At 66.8% G+C, this 15,739-nt stretch carries 13 protein-coding genes; 6 read left to right on the plus strand and 7 right to left on the minus strand.

The window, feature by feature from the left end; all coding sequences use genetic code 11:
* From cpaB to Q0R27_RS03185, 4 genes are all read right to left on the minus strand, one after another.
* The coding region (cpaB, locus tag Q0R27_RS03170; protein ID WP_293940821.1) for a Flp pilus assembly protein CpaB at positions 1 to 456 on the minus strand (456 nt) is incomplete at its 3' end.
* A 134-nt stretch (positions 457 to 590) separates the two neighbouring features.
* Complete coding sequence (locus Q0R27_RS03175; protein WP_293940823.1) at positions 591 to 779, minus strand: Flp family type IVb pilin; 189 nt, start codon at positions 777 to 779, stop codon at positions 591 to 593.
* A gap of 61 nt (positions 780 to 840) precedes the next feature.
* On the minus strand, positions 841 to 1,029 hold the full coding sequence (locus Q0R27_RS03180; protein WP_293940824.1) for a Flp family type IVb pilin: 189 nt from the start codon (positions 1,027 to 1,029) through the stop codon (positions 841 to 843).
* 409 nt (positions 1,030 to 1,438) lie between these two features.
* The gene (locus tag Q0R27_RS03185; RefSeq protein WP_293940826.1) at positions 1,439 to 2,212 is read right to left on the minus strand and encodes a DUF2569 domain-containing protein; all 774 of its coding nucleotides are present in this window, start codon (positions 2,210 to 2,212) and stop codon (positions 1,439 to 1,441) included.
* A 279-nt stretch (positions 2,213 to 2,491) separates the two neighbouring features.
* Here Q0R27_RS03185 and Q0R27_RS03190 point away from each other — a divergent pair, with 279 nt between their 5' ends.
* The 5 genes from Q0R27_RS03190 to Q0R27_RS03210 all read left to right on the plus strand — a co-directional run bounded on the left by Q0R27_RS03190 (position 2,492) and on the right by Q0R27_RS03210 (position 8,506).
* Positions 2,492 to 3,862 (plus strand): glycosyl transferase family protein, encoded by a 1,371-nt coding sequence (locus Q0R27_RS03190; protein ID WP_293940827.1) that lies wholly within the window; start codon positions 2,492 to 2,494, stop codon positions 3,860 to 3,862.
* A gap of 363 nt (positions 3,863 to 4,225) precedes the next feature.
* Positions 4,226 to 5,002 carry a hypothetical protein gene (locus Q0R27_RS03195; RefSeq protein ID WP_293940829.1) on the plus strand — a complete coding sequence of 259 codons (777 nt, stop codon included), beginning with the start codon at positions 4,226 to 4,228 and terminating at the stop codon, positions 5,000 to 5,002.
* 51 nt (positions 5,003 to 5,053) lie between these two features.
* Positions 5,054 to 5,962, plus strand: a complete 909-nt coding sequence (locus tag Q0R27_RS03200; RefSeq protein ID WP_293940831.1) for a sulfite exporter TauE/SafE family protein — start codon at positions 5,054 to 5,056, stop codon at positions 5,960 to 5,962.
* Positions 5,959 to 6,726, plus strand: coding sequence for a TIGR02186 family protein (locus Q0R27_RS03205; protein ID WP_293940833.1), 768 nt, complete (start codon positions 5,959 to 5,961; stop codon positions 6,724 to 6,726). Before Q0R27_RS03200 ends, Q0R27_RS03205 begins: the two co-directional genes overlap by 4 nt.
* A gap of 91 nt (positions 6,727 to 6,817) precedes the next feature.
* Complete coding sequence (locus Q0R27_RS03210; protein ID WP_293940835.1) at positions 6,818 to 8,506, plus strand: DUF87 domain-containing protein; 1,689 nt, start codon at positions 6,818 to 6,820, stop codon at positions 8,504 to 8,506.
* Positions 8,507 to 8,519: 13 nt separating this feature from the next.
* On the opposite strand, the gene Q0R27_RS03215 is transcribed toward Q0R27_RS03210, so the two are convergent.
* The 3 genes from Q0R27_RS03215 to Q0R27_RS03225 all read right to left on the minus strand — a co-directional run bounded on the left by Q0R27_RS03215 (position 8,520) and on the right by Q0R27_RS03225 (position 13,502).
* The gene (locus Q0R27_RS03215) at positions 8,520 to 10,001 is read right to left on the minus strand and encodes a glycosyltransferase family 39 protein (protein ID WP_293940837.1); all 1,482 of its coding nucleotides are present in this window, start codon (positions 9,999 to 10,001) and stop codon (positions 8,520 to 8,522) included.
* A complete protein-coding gene (locus Q0R27_RS03220; RefSeq protein WP_293940839.1) occupies positions 9,998 to 11,212 on the minus strand; it encodes a glycosyltransferase in 1,215 nt (404 codons plus the stop codon). The genes Q0R27_RS03215 and Q0R27_RS03220 overlap by 4 nt, the downstream gene beginning before the upstream one ends.
* Positions 11,213 to 12,062: 850 nt before the next feature.
* The gene (locus Q0R27_RS03225; protein ID WP_293940841.1) at positions 12,063 to 13,502 is read right to left on the minus strand and encodes a M23 family metallopeptidase; all 1,440 of its coding nucleotides are present in this window, start codon (positions 13,500 to 13,502) and stop codon (positions 12,063 to 12,065) included.
* Positions 13,503 to 13,673: 171 nt separating this feature from the next.
* On the opposite strand from Q0R27_RS03225, the gene Q0R27_RS03230 reads away from it, so the two are divergent.
* A partial coding sequence (locus tag Q0R27_RS03230; RefSeq protein ID WP_293940843.1) for a helicase-related protein occupies positions 13,674 to 15,739 on the plus strand: 2,066 nt, incomplete at its 3' end.

Raw genomic sequence — 15,739 nt, forward strand, 5'->3', positions numbered from 1 at the left:
GATCAGCACGTCGACCGTGTCGTTGGGCTTGACGAAGCCGGCGACGCCCGAGACGTCGTTGACCCGCACCGAGGCGGCGCGCATCCCGTCGGGGAGCAGCGCGGCGATCGAGGCGTTCTGGCCTTCACCGGTCAGGTCGGACGACAGCACCGGCTGGTTGACCAGGATCGGGCGAAGCGCGACGCGCTGCTTGCCCATTGGCAACAGGTCGGGGATCGTGCGGAAACTGCCCGGCGGCAGGTCGCCGGTCGGATAGTCGATGAACTTGATCTTGTCGGGCGTGACCTGCGTGCCGTAATCGAGCGGCACCGCAGCGACCGCGACCTTGGTCGTGCCGGCGGGCGAGCTGTTGAGCTGGCTTTGCCGCACGTTGAGAAAGACATTGGCGAGGTATACGGCGACCAATCCCAGCAGGATGGCCACCCCGAGCGCGATCAGCGATTGTCGTCTCAGCATCGCGTGCACCCCCCGTGCATGATGAAATCCGCTTCTACACGTTTCTAACGGTGATTAACAGGCGTCAGGAAAACCATAGAAAACGCAAGCAATTCCATGGGCGGCGCGAACGCCGCCCATGGATTACGGTCAATTTAGCAGACTACAGCGTTTGTAGTAGCGGTGTTAATGCAGGTCGTAGCGCGATTCATCGCCTTCGAAACCGCACTTCCGAGACCGATCGCGGCAATCGCGATGGCCGCGCCGACGATGGCGAGAATGAGGGCATATTCGGCCGCCGCAGCGCCCGACTCGTCCCGGATCATGTTCATGAAAGTCTTCATTTTTCTCATCCTTTTATGGACGAGGGGAGGAGTAGCGGACGCTCCGCCTCCCCTCGATGAATTAGCAGACTACAGCATTTGTAGTGGCAGTAGTAATGCAGGTCGTGGCGCGATTCATCGCGGTCGAAACCGCACTGCCCAGACCGATCGCGGCAATCGCGATGGCCGCACCGACGATGGCGAGGATCAGTGCATATTCGGCCGCCGCGGCGCCCGAGTCATCCTTCATCATGTTGATGAATTTAGTCATTTGTCGTCCCCTATACTCTTGCGACGATGCCCGTCCCGGCATCGACTTCCGCGTAGCGATTGAAATGCAGCTCGTGCGGGAGCAGGACAAAAGCAGCCAAGAACAGTGGCATCCGGCATCGCTTGAGCGGATTTCGATACGCTCTGCACTTCCGGGACTGCGCTTGGCTTAATTTCTTGTCAAGGATATCTGTTTAATCCCCGTTAAGTTTCGGCGGGGTTACAGTACAGCATCAAGTGTCTGTAATTGTTCAGCTTCTTCTGAAGCGACCGATTGAGACGACACGTCAAAGGCGCATCCAACCGTCCCATTTACGCACAGATGCGCAGCTTTCATGCAACAATTTAGGGGGGTTAACTCGCTAGTTTCAGGAGTCCGCGACGAGTCGCCGCGCGGCGAGTCGGGGGTTTCAGGCCGGGACCCGGCTCCGGAACGTCACGTTGACCCGCCGCGACATCAGCAGATAGGGCAGCCACAGCGCGACGCTGATCAGCACCTTCTTGACGTTGCCGTCGAGCACCGAGTGGAGTGTCGTTGCCACTTGAGGCGGAAGGTCGCCGGACGCCGTCACCGCGTGGGCGATGCCAAGCTGCATGGCGAGGTCGATGCCCCAGATCGCGACCAGTAGCCGCGGGAACAACGGCACCCGGCGCAGCGCCGCGACGAACGCGATGACGTAAAGGCTGGGCAACAGGACGACGTCGAGCGTCAGCATCAGCTGCAGGGAATTAAGCCACTGCGGGACAGGGCCGCTGATCGCCGGCAGCTCGGCGAGATATTCGGCGGCGCGCACCGGCACATTGATCAGCATCCCCACCAGCAGGGAAACCATGAAGCCGGTCGTGCCGTAAAGCGCGTTGCTCCGGGCCTCGTGCCGATCGACCGTGCGCCACCTGCCGACCACGGCGAGCCGGGTGGTCGGTTGCGGCAGTTGGTCGGCATTGGCGAACCAGCGCAGCGCAAGCCCCATCGAAATCAGCGGAACGCAGGTCAACAGCCAGTAGGGCAAAAGCATGGCCAGCTCGGGCGGGCGCCCGTCGAGCGGGCTGGTCGCGACGCGCAGCGCCGACGCAGCGAGCGCCAGCACGAACCACCAGGTCATGATGCGCGGCAGCCCGCGCTCGAGCGACCCGAGCAAGGCGGCGGATCGGGCATGCAAGTGACGCTGAACACCCACGATCATCGCGCGCTCTATCCTTTCGAGTTTCGACTGGCCAATGGTAGCCGCTTTGGGGTTACCAGCAAGTAAAAGCCCTGAAGGGGTCAGCTTGTTCCCTTGTCGTGTCGGCGCGCGAAGCTGAGACCCTCGTATCTCTACGGCATTGCCGGGCCGGATCGGGGCTGACAAAGTTGGGATGCTCGGAACTATCCTAGGGGAGGGTGTGATCCGAGTCCGGCCCAAATCAGTGGTTTCTTGCGCGAACGTGTCGTGCCTTGGCGCGACCATCGCGATGGCGCTCGCATGACCGGCGCGATCCTGCTCACCGCGCTTGCCGAGGAGCTGGCGCTGTTCGCGGCGGTCGGGTTCCTGCTGTTCGCGCTCGACGACCTGCTGGTCGACCTGATCTACTTCAGCCGGCGGCTGTGGCGCGGCGCGGCGATCTACAGTCGCTACCCTCGGGCGTTTGCGCGAACCCTCGCGCCCGGCGCGCAGGGTGGCTGGATGGCGGTATTCATTCCGGCATGGGACGAAAGCGCGGTGATCGCTCCGATGCTGCGCGAGACGCTGTCGCGGTTCGGGCCGGGCGACTATCGCCTGTTTGTTGGTCATTATGCCAATGATCCGGCGACATTCGACGCGATTGCGTCGGTTGGGGATGCGCGGATCACGCCGGTCAGGCTCGACCATCGCGGCCCGACGACCAAGGCCGATTGCCTCAACCACCTCTTCGCGGCGCTGATTGCCGAAGAGGCGCGGCGCGGGTCACGGGCGCTGGCGGTCGTGCTCCATGATGCCGAGGATGTCGTCCACCCGTGCGAGCTGATGCTGTTCGCCGCGCTCGTCGGGCGCGCGGCGGCGATCCAGCTTCCGGTCGTCCCGCTTCCCGACCCGGCGAGCCCGTGGATCAGCGGTCATTACGGCGACGAGTTCGCCGAAAGCCACGGCAAGGAACTGGTCGTACGTGAGGCGGTCGGCGCGGCGATTCCGCTGGCCGGGGTCGCCTGCTCGATCGAGCGAAGCGCGCTCGACCGGCTCGCGGCGATGCACGGTGGCCAGCCGTTCGCGGCGGACAGCATGACCGAGGATTATGAAGTCGGGTTGCGGCTTGGGGCGATGGGGTTGCGAACAATGTTCGTGCGAATCCCCGCGGCGCCGGGAGAGCGGGCGGCGGTCGCCTCGCGCGGTCATTTCCCGGCCAGCCTCGACGCGGCTGTGCGGCAGAAGGCGCGGTGGATCGGCGGCATCGCCTTTGCCGGGTGGGAGCGGCTCGGCTGGTCGGGCGGGCTCGGCGAGCGGTGGATGCGTATGCGCGACCGCAGCGGACCGCTGGCGGCGCTGCTGATGGTCGCCGGCTATGGCGCGATGCTGCTGTGGGCGCAATTGTCGGTCGCCCAGGGGATGGGGGCGCCGCTGGCGGTGACGATCGGGCCGCGCCTCGCGCTGCTGCTCAAGGTCAATCTGGTGTTGCTCGCGTGGCGGGTCGTGATGCGCGCGAGCTTCACCACCGCCGCCTATGGCCCGTGGCAGGGGCTGATGTCGGTCCCGCGGCTGTTCGTCGCCAACATCATCGCCATCCTCGCGGTCCGTCGCGCGCTTTCGCTCCACAATTCGGCTGGCCCGCCGCGGTGGGACAAGACGCGGCATATCTTCCCCAAGGAGCTTGGCGCATGACTGCTTCGACGCGTTTTCTCGGCCTCGCCGTGTTCGCCTGGGCGGGGGTGCGCGCGATCAGCCTCGGCATGGTGCCGGGAACGAGCGCACTGGCGACGGTCCCGCCGTTCGCTCCTGCAGCCACACCAGCCGGTTTGCCGCAAGTCGCGACGACCGAGTTCGCGCCGCTTGATCCGTTGTCGCCGCCAGCGCCCAGCGGCGTCGCGCCCCTATTCGACCCTCGCCTGGTCTATCCGCAAGAATCGCGGCAGCTTTGCCTCCGTCGCTCCGAGAATAATCTATGCTCCACCGGAATATTATTATCCGGCGCGAGCCGAGCCACGCCAGTCCCGAGCGCGCGTGCGGTTCGTGGACGACGTCCTGATGCCGGAACCACGCCGCTTGCCATTCGCTGGCGAGCCCGCTGCGCCGGAGTCGCCGCCGGTGCAACTGGCGTCGGTCGCGATGCCGGGTTGGCATGGTTCGCCGCCGGGCGCCGACGCGCTTGCGCCGCCACTGATGCGAGCCAGCAAGCGACTCGAACTGTCGACCTGGGCGCTGATGCGGGGCAAGCCGGGCGACCTGCTCGGCCCCAACAGCCTTGCGGCGAGCGGCGCGACGCTGGGCGGGAGCCAGGCGGGCGCGCGCATGACCTATTGGGTCAATCCGCACTTTGGCGCGAGCCTGCGCACCAGCACGCCGCTGGGGGGCGCGCGTGGCGGCGAGGCGGCGCTCGGGGTCCGCTTCCGGCCGTGGCTGTCGGTCCCGTTCGCGATCACCGCCGAGCGCCGCCAGCGCTTCGGCCGGGCCGGTGGGCGCAATGATTTCGCGCTGTTCGTCGAAGGTGGGCTGTGGGACCGGCCGATGCCGGCGGGGTTCCGGCTGAATGCCTACGCCCAGGCGGGGGTGGTCGGAATCACGTCGCACGACCTGTTCGGCGACGGGGCGTTCACCCTGACGCGGCCGCTGTGGCGGAACCTGTCGGCTGGTTTCGGCGTGTGGGGCGGAGCGCAGCCGCATCTTTACCGGCTCGACGCCGGCCCCCGCCTGACGATCTCGATGAAGCATCACATGCGGATCCACGCCGATTATCGGCAGCGTCTTGGCGGATCGGCGTTCCCCTCGTCGGGTCCGTCGGTGACGATTGCGGGAGATTTCTAGCGTCGTCCATTGCGAGCGCCGCCTCGCACCCTTAGCGTCGCGGACAACGCCATGCATATCTATCTCCCTATCGCCGGAATGTCGGTCAACGCACTGCTGATCGTCGCCTTGGGCGCGCTGGTCGGGGTGTTGTCGGGGCTGTTCGGGGTCGGAGGAGGCTTCCTCACCACCCCGCTGCTGATCTTCTACGGTATCCCCCCGACCGTCGCGGTCGCCTCGGCCACGACCCAGATCACCGGCGCCAGCGTGTCGGGCGCTTTGGCTCACTGGCGGCGCGGCGGGGTCGACCTCAAGATGGGCCTCGTCATGATCGGCGGCGGGCTGTTCGGCTCGCTGACCGGCGCGGCGATCTTCCGCATCCTTCAGACGACCGGACAGGTCGATGTCGTCGTCGGCTTTCTTTACGTGGTGCTGCTCGGCGGGATCGGCGTGTTGATGCTCAAGGACGCAATGTTCGCGCTCGGCTGGCTCAAGCGCGCCGAGGTCAAGGTCCAGCGGCGCCACAACCGCTGGGTCGCCAGCCTGCCGCTGCGATCGCGCTTCTATGCGTCGGGGCTGTACATCTCCCCGCTCGCCCCGGCCGCGCTGGGCTTCGCCGCAGGCACGCTGACCGTCCTGCTCGGAGTCGGCGGCGGCTTCATCCTCGTTCCCGCGATGATCTACCTACTCGGCATGGCGGCGCGGGTGGTCATCGGGACGAGCCTCGTGATGATCCTCGCGGTCAGCGCGGCGACGACGCTGATCCAGGCGCTGACCAGCGGCGCGGTCGATATCGTCCTTGCCGGGCTGCTGCTCGTCGGCGGCGTGATTGGCGCGCAATATGGCGCCCAGCTCGCAACTCGGCTGAAGCCCGACCTCCTCCGGCTAGCGCTGGCGATCATCATCCTGCTGGTCGCGCTGCGTATGGCGCTTGGTCTCGCGTGGCATCCCGACGAAATCTACACCGTCGAGATGCTGTGAGGGCGCGACTCGCCCTGTTGCTGGTTGCGGCGGCGTTGCTCCTCCCGGCCGCGACCAAGCCCGAACTCGTCCCCGACGTCTCCGCGCGCGAAGTTCAGATCCGTTACAGTTTCACCGGGGCGCAATTATTGCTGTTCGGCGCGATCCTCTACCCCGACGGCCGGATTCCGGAGCGGCCGGCGGAGGTCGTCGTCGTCCTGCGCGGCCCCGACCAGCCGATCCTGCTGCGCGAGAAGCAGAAAGTCGCTGGTCTGATCTGGATGAACGCGGATTCGAGCAGGTTTCGCTCCGCGCCAAGCTTCTATTCGGTGGCTTCGTCGAAACCGATCCGCAGCCTGGTCGACGACCGGACCGCGTCGATCTACGAGCTCGGTCTGCGCAACCTCCAATTGTCACCGGGCGGTGGCGTTCTGCCCGAGAAGAACCGGCGGTTCGAGGCCGGCCTGCTCGACCTGCGCCGCCGCGAGGGGCTGTTCGCCGAAAATCCCCACGGCGTAGAGATCAGTGGCGGCGTGCTGTACCGCGCGGCGATCTCGATCCCGAGCCAGGTGCCGGTCGGCACCTATACCGCCGAAACCTTCCTCATCGACCGCGGCCGGGTGCTCGCCGCCGCCACGCGTGACGTCCACATCGGCAAGTCGGGGTTCGAGCGGTACATCGCGCTCGTCGCCCGCCGCCACGCCTTTGTCTATGGCGTCGCCGCTGTTTTGCTGTCGCTCGGCCTTGGCTGGGCCGCTGCGGCACTGTTCCGCCGCCGGTCCTGAAGCGGCCCGGGTCAACGGCGCGCCTAACCCTATATTAACTTCGATTGCCTACCCGTGACGCCGCACCGTTATTGTTGGGATGAGCGTCGCCATGGATGATAATTCGAGCCTCAAGCAGTTTCTCGACGAGATGAGTGCCTATGGCGAGGGTGAGCCCCATCCGACCCCGGAGTTGCAGGCTGCGGTCGAGCCACAGGCAGAGATTGGTCATGTGATGGAGATTGCCGGCTCCGGCTCGCAAGTCGAGATGAGCGCCGCCGCGCTTGCCACGCTGAGCACCAATCCAGATCTGTCGCTGGCAATGTCGGGCCAGGTCGGCAGCCAGGTCAAGATGAAGGTCGCCAAGTCGTGGCTGATCGCCAATGTCCGCACGCTCCGCTCCGGCGAGGCCGGAAAGGTCACCGCGCATGTCGATTTCCTCGGCGAAGGACAGGAAGGGCCCGACGGCCGGTTGGTCAACTTCCGCCGCGGCGTGACCCGCTACCCGATCCCCGGCGACGGCGTGTATCCGGTCTCGACCCGCGACATGCACGGCATCTTTGCCGCCGACGACAGCCCGCACATCGAAATCGGCACCGTCTATCCGACCGACGATATTCGCGGCGCGCTTTATGTCGACCCGATGCTGTCGAAGCATTTCGCCATTCTCGGCTCGACCGGCACCGGCAAGTCGACTTCGGTTGCGCTGATCCTCCACCGCATCTCGCAGCTGTCGCCGGAGGGCCACATCGTGATGATCGATCCGCACGGAGAATATTCGGCGGCGTTCAAGGATTGCGGCGAGCTGTTCAATGCCGACAATCTGCAATTGCCTTACTGGCTGCTCAACTTCGAAGAACATTGCGAAGTGCTGTTGACGACCGATGGCGGCGAGCGCCAGCGCGACGCCGACATCCTCGCCAAATGCCTCCTCGCCTCGCGGATGAAGGGCAAGCAGGCCGAGCAGTATGGGCGGATCACGGTCGATTCGCCGATCCCCTACCTGCTGTCGGACCTCAACACGATCCTCGTCAACGAGATGGGCAAGCTCGACCGGGCGGGCGATACGCTGCCCTACCAGCGATTGAAGACCAAGCTCGACGAACTGAAGGCCGATCCGCGCTACAGCTTCATGTTCTCGGGCATGCTGGTCAGCGACACGATGGGCAGCTTCTTGGCGAAACTGTTCCGCCTGCCGAGCCACGGACGGCCGATCTCGATCGTCGACGTGTCGGGCATTCCGTCCGAAGTCACGTCGGTGGTGGTGTCGGTTCTGGCGCGGATGGTGTTCGATTATGCGATCTGGTCACGTACCGAGGCGCAACGCCCGCTGCTGCTGGTGTGCGAGGAAGCGCACCGTTACGTGCCGAAGGACGATCAGGCCAACGGCCAGGCGGTGCGCAAGATCCTCGAGCGGATCGCCAAGGAAGGCCGTAAATACGGCGTGTCGCTCGGGCTGATCACGCAGCGGCCGTCGGATCTGGCCGAAGGTGTGCTGTCGCAATGCGGCACGATCATCGCGATGCGACTCAATAACGAACGCGATCAGGCCTGCGTCCGCGCGGCGATGCCCGAAGGTGCGCGCGGTTTCCTCGACGCGATTCCGGCTCTGCGCAACCGCGAATGTATCGTCTGCGGCGAGGGTGTCGCGATCCCGATCCGGGTGAGGTTCGACGATCTCGAGCCTGAAAAGCGTCCGGCCTCATCCGACCCGAGCTTCGCTGCGCTGTGGCGCGAAACCGGCGGCGAAGAGGGCATTATCCAACGCACCGTCAAGCGCTGGCGCGGGCACGGGCGGTAGAACCAGACCGCGATCAGTGGGTGCGCCGGTAGACCTGCCGGTAGCGTTCCCCGGTGCGGAGCTGGAACGAAAGGACGTAATGGGCGGCGAGCTCGGCGCGGATAATCGCCAGGGTCGCGCGGTTGCCGCGGTCGAAGGCCGGGTTGTCGCGGACGACGGTGACCGGGTGACGCGCCATGATCCGCGTGACTTCGGCACTGGGGTCGACGCCGAGCGCGCTGACGCTCGCCTCATTGGCCATGTTGAGGTGGCCGGGAAAAACGAACCGCGACAGCAGGCACGAGTTCGTCAGGCGATAGAGCGCGGTGTAGCCGTCGTAGACGTAAAGGCAGCCCTTTCCCGGATCAGCGGCCAGCGCCATCGCCGCGGCCTCGGGGGCGCCGCCCTTGTTCAAACGGAGCGTATAAAGCACCAACTGCGAGGCCGCGTAGGCAAGCAGCAACGCCGCGGCAACTGACCACTTCCAGCGACCCAAGGCGCCAAGGCGCGGCGCGGCGGCGATGAGCAAGGGGACGAGCACGGGCATCGCGTAATGGGGGCTCGGGAAACTGCGCATCACCAGCATTCCCACGACCGCGGCGGCGAGCCAGTGGCGAACGAAGCGCCGGCGCCCGGCGAGGATCGGGTCCTGCGTCGATGGCGCGAACACGACGCAGCCGATGATCGGAAAGAGGATCGCGACGATCGTCAGCAGTCCCGTGACGCTGGTCCACCAGGGGTCGCCGAACTTGCCCCACATCGAGATGAAATTGGCAAAGACGAAATCCTGGCCATGGCCGATCGCGACATAGGCCAGGAACGCGGCCAGCGTCGGCGCCAGCGCCGCGGCGATCCAGCACAGGGCGGAGCCTGCCAACCGTACGGCGTCGCGCCGCTCGCGCCATGCGGCCATCAGCAGGACGCAGCCGAGGAACAGGCCTTCGAACAGCGCGGTATATTTGATCTGCATCGCGAGCCCGATCAGCAGCATCGGGACGAGCCCCGACGCGGCCGTCACCCGGCGCTGCTCGATCAGCCGCTGCGTCATCATCGCCGCCAGCAGCACCGGCAGGTTGAAGAACACCGGCGCCTGCCCCGCTTCGCCCTCGAGGAAATCGAGCCAGATGAGATAGCCGATCGCCGCGGCGATCGCGCCGGTCCTCCCGGTCAGCCGTTCGGCGAACCTCCAGATCAGCACGGATGTGGCGAAGGCAAAGCCGCCGGCGACCAGCTGGTACTGGATCGTGCCCTCGCCGCCGAGCAGGCGGATGAAGCCATAGATCAGGAATAGCCCGACCGGCTTGCGATCGAAGATGTCGACGAACGGGATCGCGCCGTGGAGCATCCGATCGCCGACCAGCAGGTAGAATTGCTCGTCATAGCCGATCACCGGATTGCCGAACGTTTGTGCTCGCGCGGCGAGGGCGACGGCCAGCAGCATCAGCGGGACGACGATCGCTGCGATGCGCCGTGAACCAACGGATGAGGTAGCTTCGACCGCCGTCACGGTGGTCACGCAGCCTCCCGGCCGCTGTCCGGTTGCACGCGAAGGCTGACCGGAGCGAGCCCGTCCGGTGCGTGATCGTGGTTGCCGAGCAACTCGCCACGCCTGCGACGGGGGGCGTCGTTCACGATCCGGGCAAACGTATCCAGATAGGATTCGGCGCCGGCCTCGATGGTGAAGGCGGCGGCGTCGAAATGCTCTGCCGCGGTGACCGCTTCCCCGCGGCACGCCAGGCCGATCGCCGCGCTGAACGCGGCCACGTCGTGCGCCTTCACCAACCGGGCGCGACCGCATCCTTCGAGCAGTCCGCGCACGCCATCGCCGCAGTCGGTCGCCACGATCGGCATGCCGCATGCCATCGCCTCGATCAGCGCTGCCGGGATGCCCTCGTAGCGCGACGACAGCAACAGGATATCATGGTCGAGCAGAGCTTCGGCCGACTGCGGGACGTGCCCGGCAAAATGGACTCGTCCGGCGAGGCCAAGATCGGTGGCCAGTGCCTCGAGCTCGGCGCGACCGGGGCCGTCGCCGAAGATCGTCAGCCGGTCTTCCGGCTCGGCCCCGAGCGCGAAGGCATCGAGCATCAACGGATAATTCTTCTGCGCGACCAGCCGCCCCATGGCGACGAAACGCCGCCCGGGAGCGTCGTCCTGGCGCGGTCGCCAGAGCTGAAGCCGGGTAAGCTGCGCCGTGGTCAGCGCCGGGTCGGAGATGACGGCCAGGTCGACGCCGCCGATCGTCGCCCGCACCTCGGCCCGCATCGACGGGTGCATGATGACCCAGCCGTCGATCAATCGTCCCTGGAGCCACGCCCATCGACCATATAAAAACCGCAGCCACGGCGAGAGGCCCGGCAGGACGAGGTCGTTGCTGATCTTGGCGACGATCGGCGGGCAGTCGGGGCCGAGCATCAGCTTCATCACAACGCACACGACGGTGTAGGTGTTGCCGGCGCAGAACAGCAGGTCGGGCTTCACGCGGCGGATTTCGGCCGGGAGCTTGAAAATCATCCACCAGCTTTCGAGCTGCCGGCTCCAGCGGGCGGGGCGGGGAGGCAGCGAAAAATTGAGGTCGCTCGCCAACTCATCGCGCAGTGCGCCTTCGTCGCGGCCGATGAACAGCGGGGCATCGACCCCAACCTCCCGCCACCTGCGCACCAGCCGGACAGCGACTCGCTCGACTCCCCCCGGCTCGAAGCTGTGAAGGAAGGTCAGGACGCGCAAGGTCGCCTCGGCCGGGTAGCCGCGAATGCGGCAAGACGCCGCTGGGCGATGGACTGGTCGAGCATAATCTTCCTTACGATCAGGACAGCACGGTCGTCGCTCGGCGCCGGCCGACCGATGTGTTTGGCCTTAGCGCGGGATGTGACCGACGCAACCGGCTTGATGCCGCGAACGGTACAAGCCCGAGTAAAGCCCGGCGGCGAAGCGGATATCGTCCCGCGCACCGTGAGGCTCCGATGCGAGCACGGGCGGCAGGGGGTTTCGCCGTTCCAATCGTCGATTTGAGCCAAGCCAATTCGCCGCGAATGTTCCGAATGTTCGCGGTGACGTGGTAGTAAAACGGGTCCAACTTGCGCCTGATCTGGTTATATTTATGAAATTTCAAAGAGCCGATTCGGTTATCACAGATTTAAGTGCTGTAGGAAAGCATTAATGGCTGCCGCTAGTGGAAAGCTGCCGTACGAGCCACGTCCGTGATTGTGGAAACCGGAGGGGCAGCTTTTTGCAACGACGACGGTATTTGCTAGCGTCGGCCAATGGCAAGATGCACAGCACCAGCAACAGGTCATCGCACAGCGAGCGCCGCAGCGGACTGCCCTGCATGCGGCAGCAGCTACAGCAGCTACAGCCGCTACGGTTACTCGACCCCAACGTACTCGTCTTCGTCCTATTCCTCGTCGGGGAGCAGCGGGAGCGGCCGCAGCACTGCAGAAGAGTCGATGGCAGTTGTCGCGGCCAAACTCGCCGAGTTGGTCGCCCTTTAGCTGTATTGTCGGGATGGCCGGCCCACATCACACAAGCTTTATGGAATGTCCGCTTTAGGTCGGCAGCGGTCGATCAGTCTCCTACCCTAACCCCGCCCGACGCTCAGCAGTGCCGCGACCCGCGCCTTGAAGGCGGCAAGGCTCGGGCCCTCGAGGGTCGCGTGGCTGATGAAGCGGACGGACATCGGGTTGATCGCCTGGCCGCCGCGCATCACTTCATAGTGGAGGTGGGGGCCGGTCGAGAGGCCGCTGCTGCCGGTGTAGCCGATCAGCTGGCCCTGGCGGACCATGCTGCCGGGGGAGACAACCATGCGGCTCATGTGGCTGTAGCTGGTCTCGATCCCGCCGGCGTGGGCAAGGCGGACCTGCTGACCATAGCCGCCCGACCAGCCGGCGCGCTCAACCTGGCCGTCGGCGGCGGCGACGATCGGCGTGCCCCAATGCGCGCCGAAATCAATGCCCTTGTGCATCCGGACGAAGTGCAGGATCGGGTGCCAGCGCTCGCCGAAGCCCGAGCTGATCGGCGCGTTGACCGGCCACACCATGCCGCTCGTCTGCCGACCGACACCCGACGCTTCGAACCATTGCGTCTTTCCGCCGACGGCCCATTTGACGAGCTGGAGGCTCGGAGCGCCGGCGCGGTCGATTCCGGCGTAGAGCAGCGGCCCGGCCTCGCTCTCGCCGGTCGCGGCGCGGCGGTTGGCGACGACCAGGTCGAAGCGGTCGTCGGGCGAGATCTGGCTGCCGACGTCAAGCTGGCCGGAAAGGGCCTTGAGATATTCCCCGGCGGTCTGGGTGGTCACGCCCGACGCGCGCAACGACCAGTAGAGTCCGTCGCCGACCCGGCCGCGGATACGCAGCGGGGTCGCGTCGACCGCGATCGCCTGACGCTGGAGCCTCAGGCCTTCGGGCGAGGCGGTGATCACGAGTTCGGCGTCGAGCCCGCCGCGCAGCGCGATGCGCTGGGCCGGGCGGGTGCCGCCTTCCTTGCGGCCGAGTGTGACCGAGACCGTCGTACCCTGGGCGATCGTGGCGCCGCCGAGCAGTGCCTGTGCCCGGCCTGCGTCGGAATAGCGCGCGCCGATGCGGACGAGCAGCCGGGCGAGGTTGTCGCCCGGGCCGAGACGGGCGAACAAATCAACGGTGGGGCGTTCGGGCGCGCTGGTCAGCGGCTCGACCGCGGCGGTCGGTGCCATCGCGATGCCGGCGTCGCTGCCTTCGATCAGCGATCCGACCCCGGCGGCGATCAACTGGTTTTCCTCGGCCTCGCCGAGCAGCGCGGGATGGCCGCCGGGCAGCGGGCCGAAGCCGGGGGCGAGCAGCGCGGTCGCGACGGTCAGCGCGGTCAGCGTCGCGAACCCGCGCCACCAGCGGCGGCTGAAGAAATCCTCGCTGAGGTCGACCACAAGGTCGAGGTCGCGCAGCCGCTTCTGTCGTGCGCCGAACGTGGCCGGGGCGCGCGCAACAAGGCTGCGCGGCATCGCCACGCCGCCGCCGCTCGCCCTCCAGTCGTCGCGTGCCAGCACAAGTACCCCCGCGCCCCGGAGCGGTCCGCACCGACTCCATCAAGGCCGCTATTGTCCTGAACACCAATGGTTAATGTCAATTTAATTCGGCGTGCGCCGGTCCCGCTAAAGCGCGGTTCAACGGCGAAGCAAGGGCTTGCACTTCGCGGTTTTGGTGCCACATTCGATGGCATGGTTGGCCAAGGTGACGGGATCGTACGGGCTATTCTCGGGCCCACCAACACCGGCAAGACCTATCTCGCGACCGAGCGGATGTGTGCCCATTCGAGCGGGGTGATCGGCTTCCCGCTGCGATTGCTGGCGCGCGAAGTGTACGACCGCGTGGTCGCGATCAAGGGGGCCGCGTCGGTTGCGCTGCTGACCGGCGAGGAGCGGATTGTGCCGCCCAAGGCGCGCTATGTCCTGTGCACCGCCGAGAGCATGCCGGTCCCCGGTGCGGACCGTGATGATCAGAGCGACCCCGGCGATGGATTGCCGCGCGACTTCGCCTTTGCCGCGATCGACGAGGCACAACTCGGGATCGACCCCGAGCGGGGGCATGTGTTCACCGACCGGATGCTGCGCGCGCGGGGGCGGGAGGAGACGCTGATCCTCGGGTCGGAGAGCCTCAAGCCGCTGGTCAGGAAGCTGTTGCCGAGGGCGGAGATCGTCACGCGGCCACGCTTTTCGACGTTGCGCTATGCGGGGTCGGCCAAGCTGACGCGCCTGCCGCCGCGCTCGGCGATCGTCGCCTTCTCGGCCGAGCAGGTTTACGCGCTCGCCGAGATGCTGCGCCGATTCAAGGGCGGCGCGGCGGTGGTGATGGGTTCGCTGTCGCCGGCGACGCGCAACGCCCAGGTGGCGATGTTCCAGCGCGGCGAGGTCGACTATCTCGTCGCGACCGACGCGATCGGGATGGGGATCAACATGGACGTCACCCACGTGGCGTTCGCTGGGCTCGAAAAGTTCGACGGCAAGCGCGACCGGCGGCTGACGACCGCCGAGATGGCGCAGATCGCGGGGCGCGCCGGGCGGCACCAGAAGGACGGGACATTCGGTACGCTGGGGCTCGGCGGCGACAGCGGGCCGGCGTTCAGCGAGGGGGAGCTCGAGGCGATCGAGGAGCATCGCTTTCGCGCGCTCGATCATCTCTACTGGCGCAATCCCGAGCTCGATTTCACCGACGTCCGCGCGCTGATCGCCAGCCTCGAGGAACCGAGCGGGGATCCCTTGTTGCGCGCCGCTCCGGTGGCGATGGACTTGATGGTGCTGAAGGCGATCGCCGAGGATCCGGCGGTCGCGGCGCGCAAGGGCAAGCGTGCGCGGGCGCTGTGGGCGGCGTGTGGCCTGCCCGATTTCCGCAAGGTCGGGCCGATGCACCACGCGCGGATGGTGCGGCGGATCTTCTCCTACGTCGGCGAAGGCGGGCACATCCCGCACGAATGGTTCGCCGCCGAAGTTACCCGGCTCGACAATGTCGCGGGCGATATCGAGGCGATCGCCGACCGGCTCGCGGGGATCCGCAGTTGGGCCTACATCGCCCAGCGCGCCGACTGGATGGCCGACCCGGCGAAGGCGGCCGAGCGCACCCGGTCGGTCGAAGCGCGACTGAGCGACGCGCTCCACGCGGCGTTGACGCAGCGGTTCGTCGATCGGCGGACGGCGGTGCTGGTGCGCGATATCGGCGCGCGCGGGGCCGACGCGCTGCCGGTGACGGTCGCGGCGGATGGTGAGGTCAGTGTCGGGCCCGAACCGATCGGGCATCTGGCGGGGTTCAGCTTCACGGTCGATCCGTCGGCGCGGCTGGCGGACAAGAGGTTGCTGCTCGCGGCGGCCGAACGGCGGCTGGGCGACGAGCTCGACCGGCGGGCGAAGGCGCTGTGCGAGGTGGAAGATGCGGCCTTCGCGCTATCGATCGAGCCGAGCGGAGCGGTGGGGATCGCGTGGGACGGGCATGTGCTTGCTCGCTTGGCGCCAGGTCGGTCGCTGCTCGAACCGGCGGTGCGCACGGCGCGCTCGCTTGACCGACTGACGGCACAGCGCCGCGCCGCGCTTCGCGCCCGGTTGGAGGCGTGGCTCGAGCGCGTGGTCGCCGCCGAGCTCGCCCAGCTCAAGGCGCTCGCCAGGGCTGCTTCGGACAAGGCCGCGACCCCCGGCGTGCGCGCGGTGGCGGCGATGCTCGCCGATGCCGGCGGGGTGATGCCGCGCAAGGCGCTGACCGCCGCGATCGGTGCGCTCGACAAGGCCGACCGCCATTC

It is taken from the genome of Sphingomonas sp., assembly GCF_025362505.1.
Lineage (GTDB): Bacteria > Pseudomonadota > Alphaproteobacteria > Sphingomonadales > Sphingomonadaceae > Sphingomicrobium.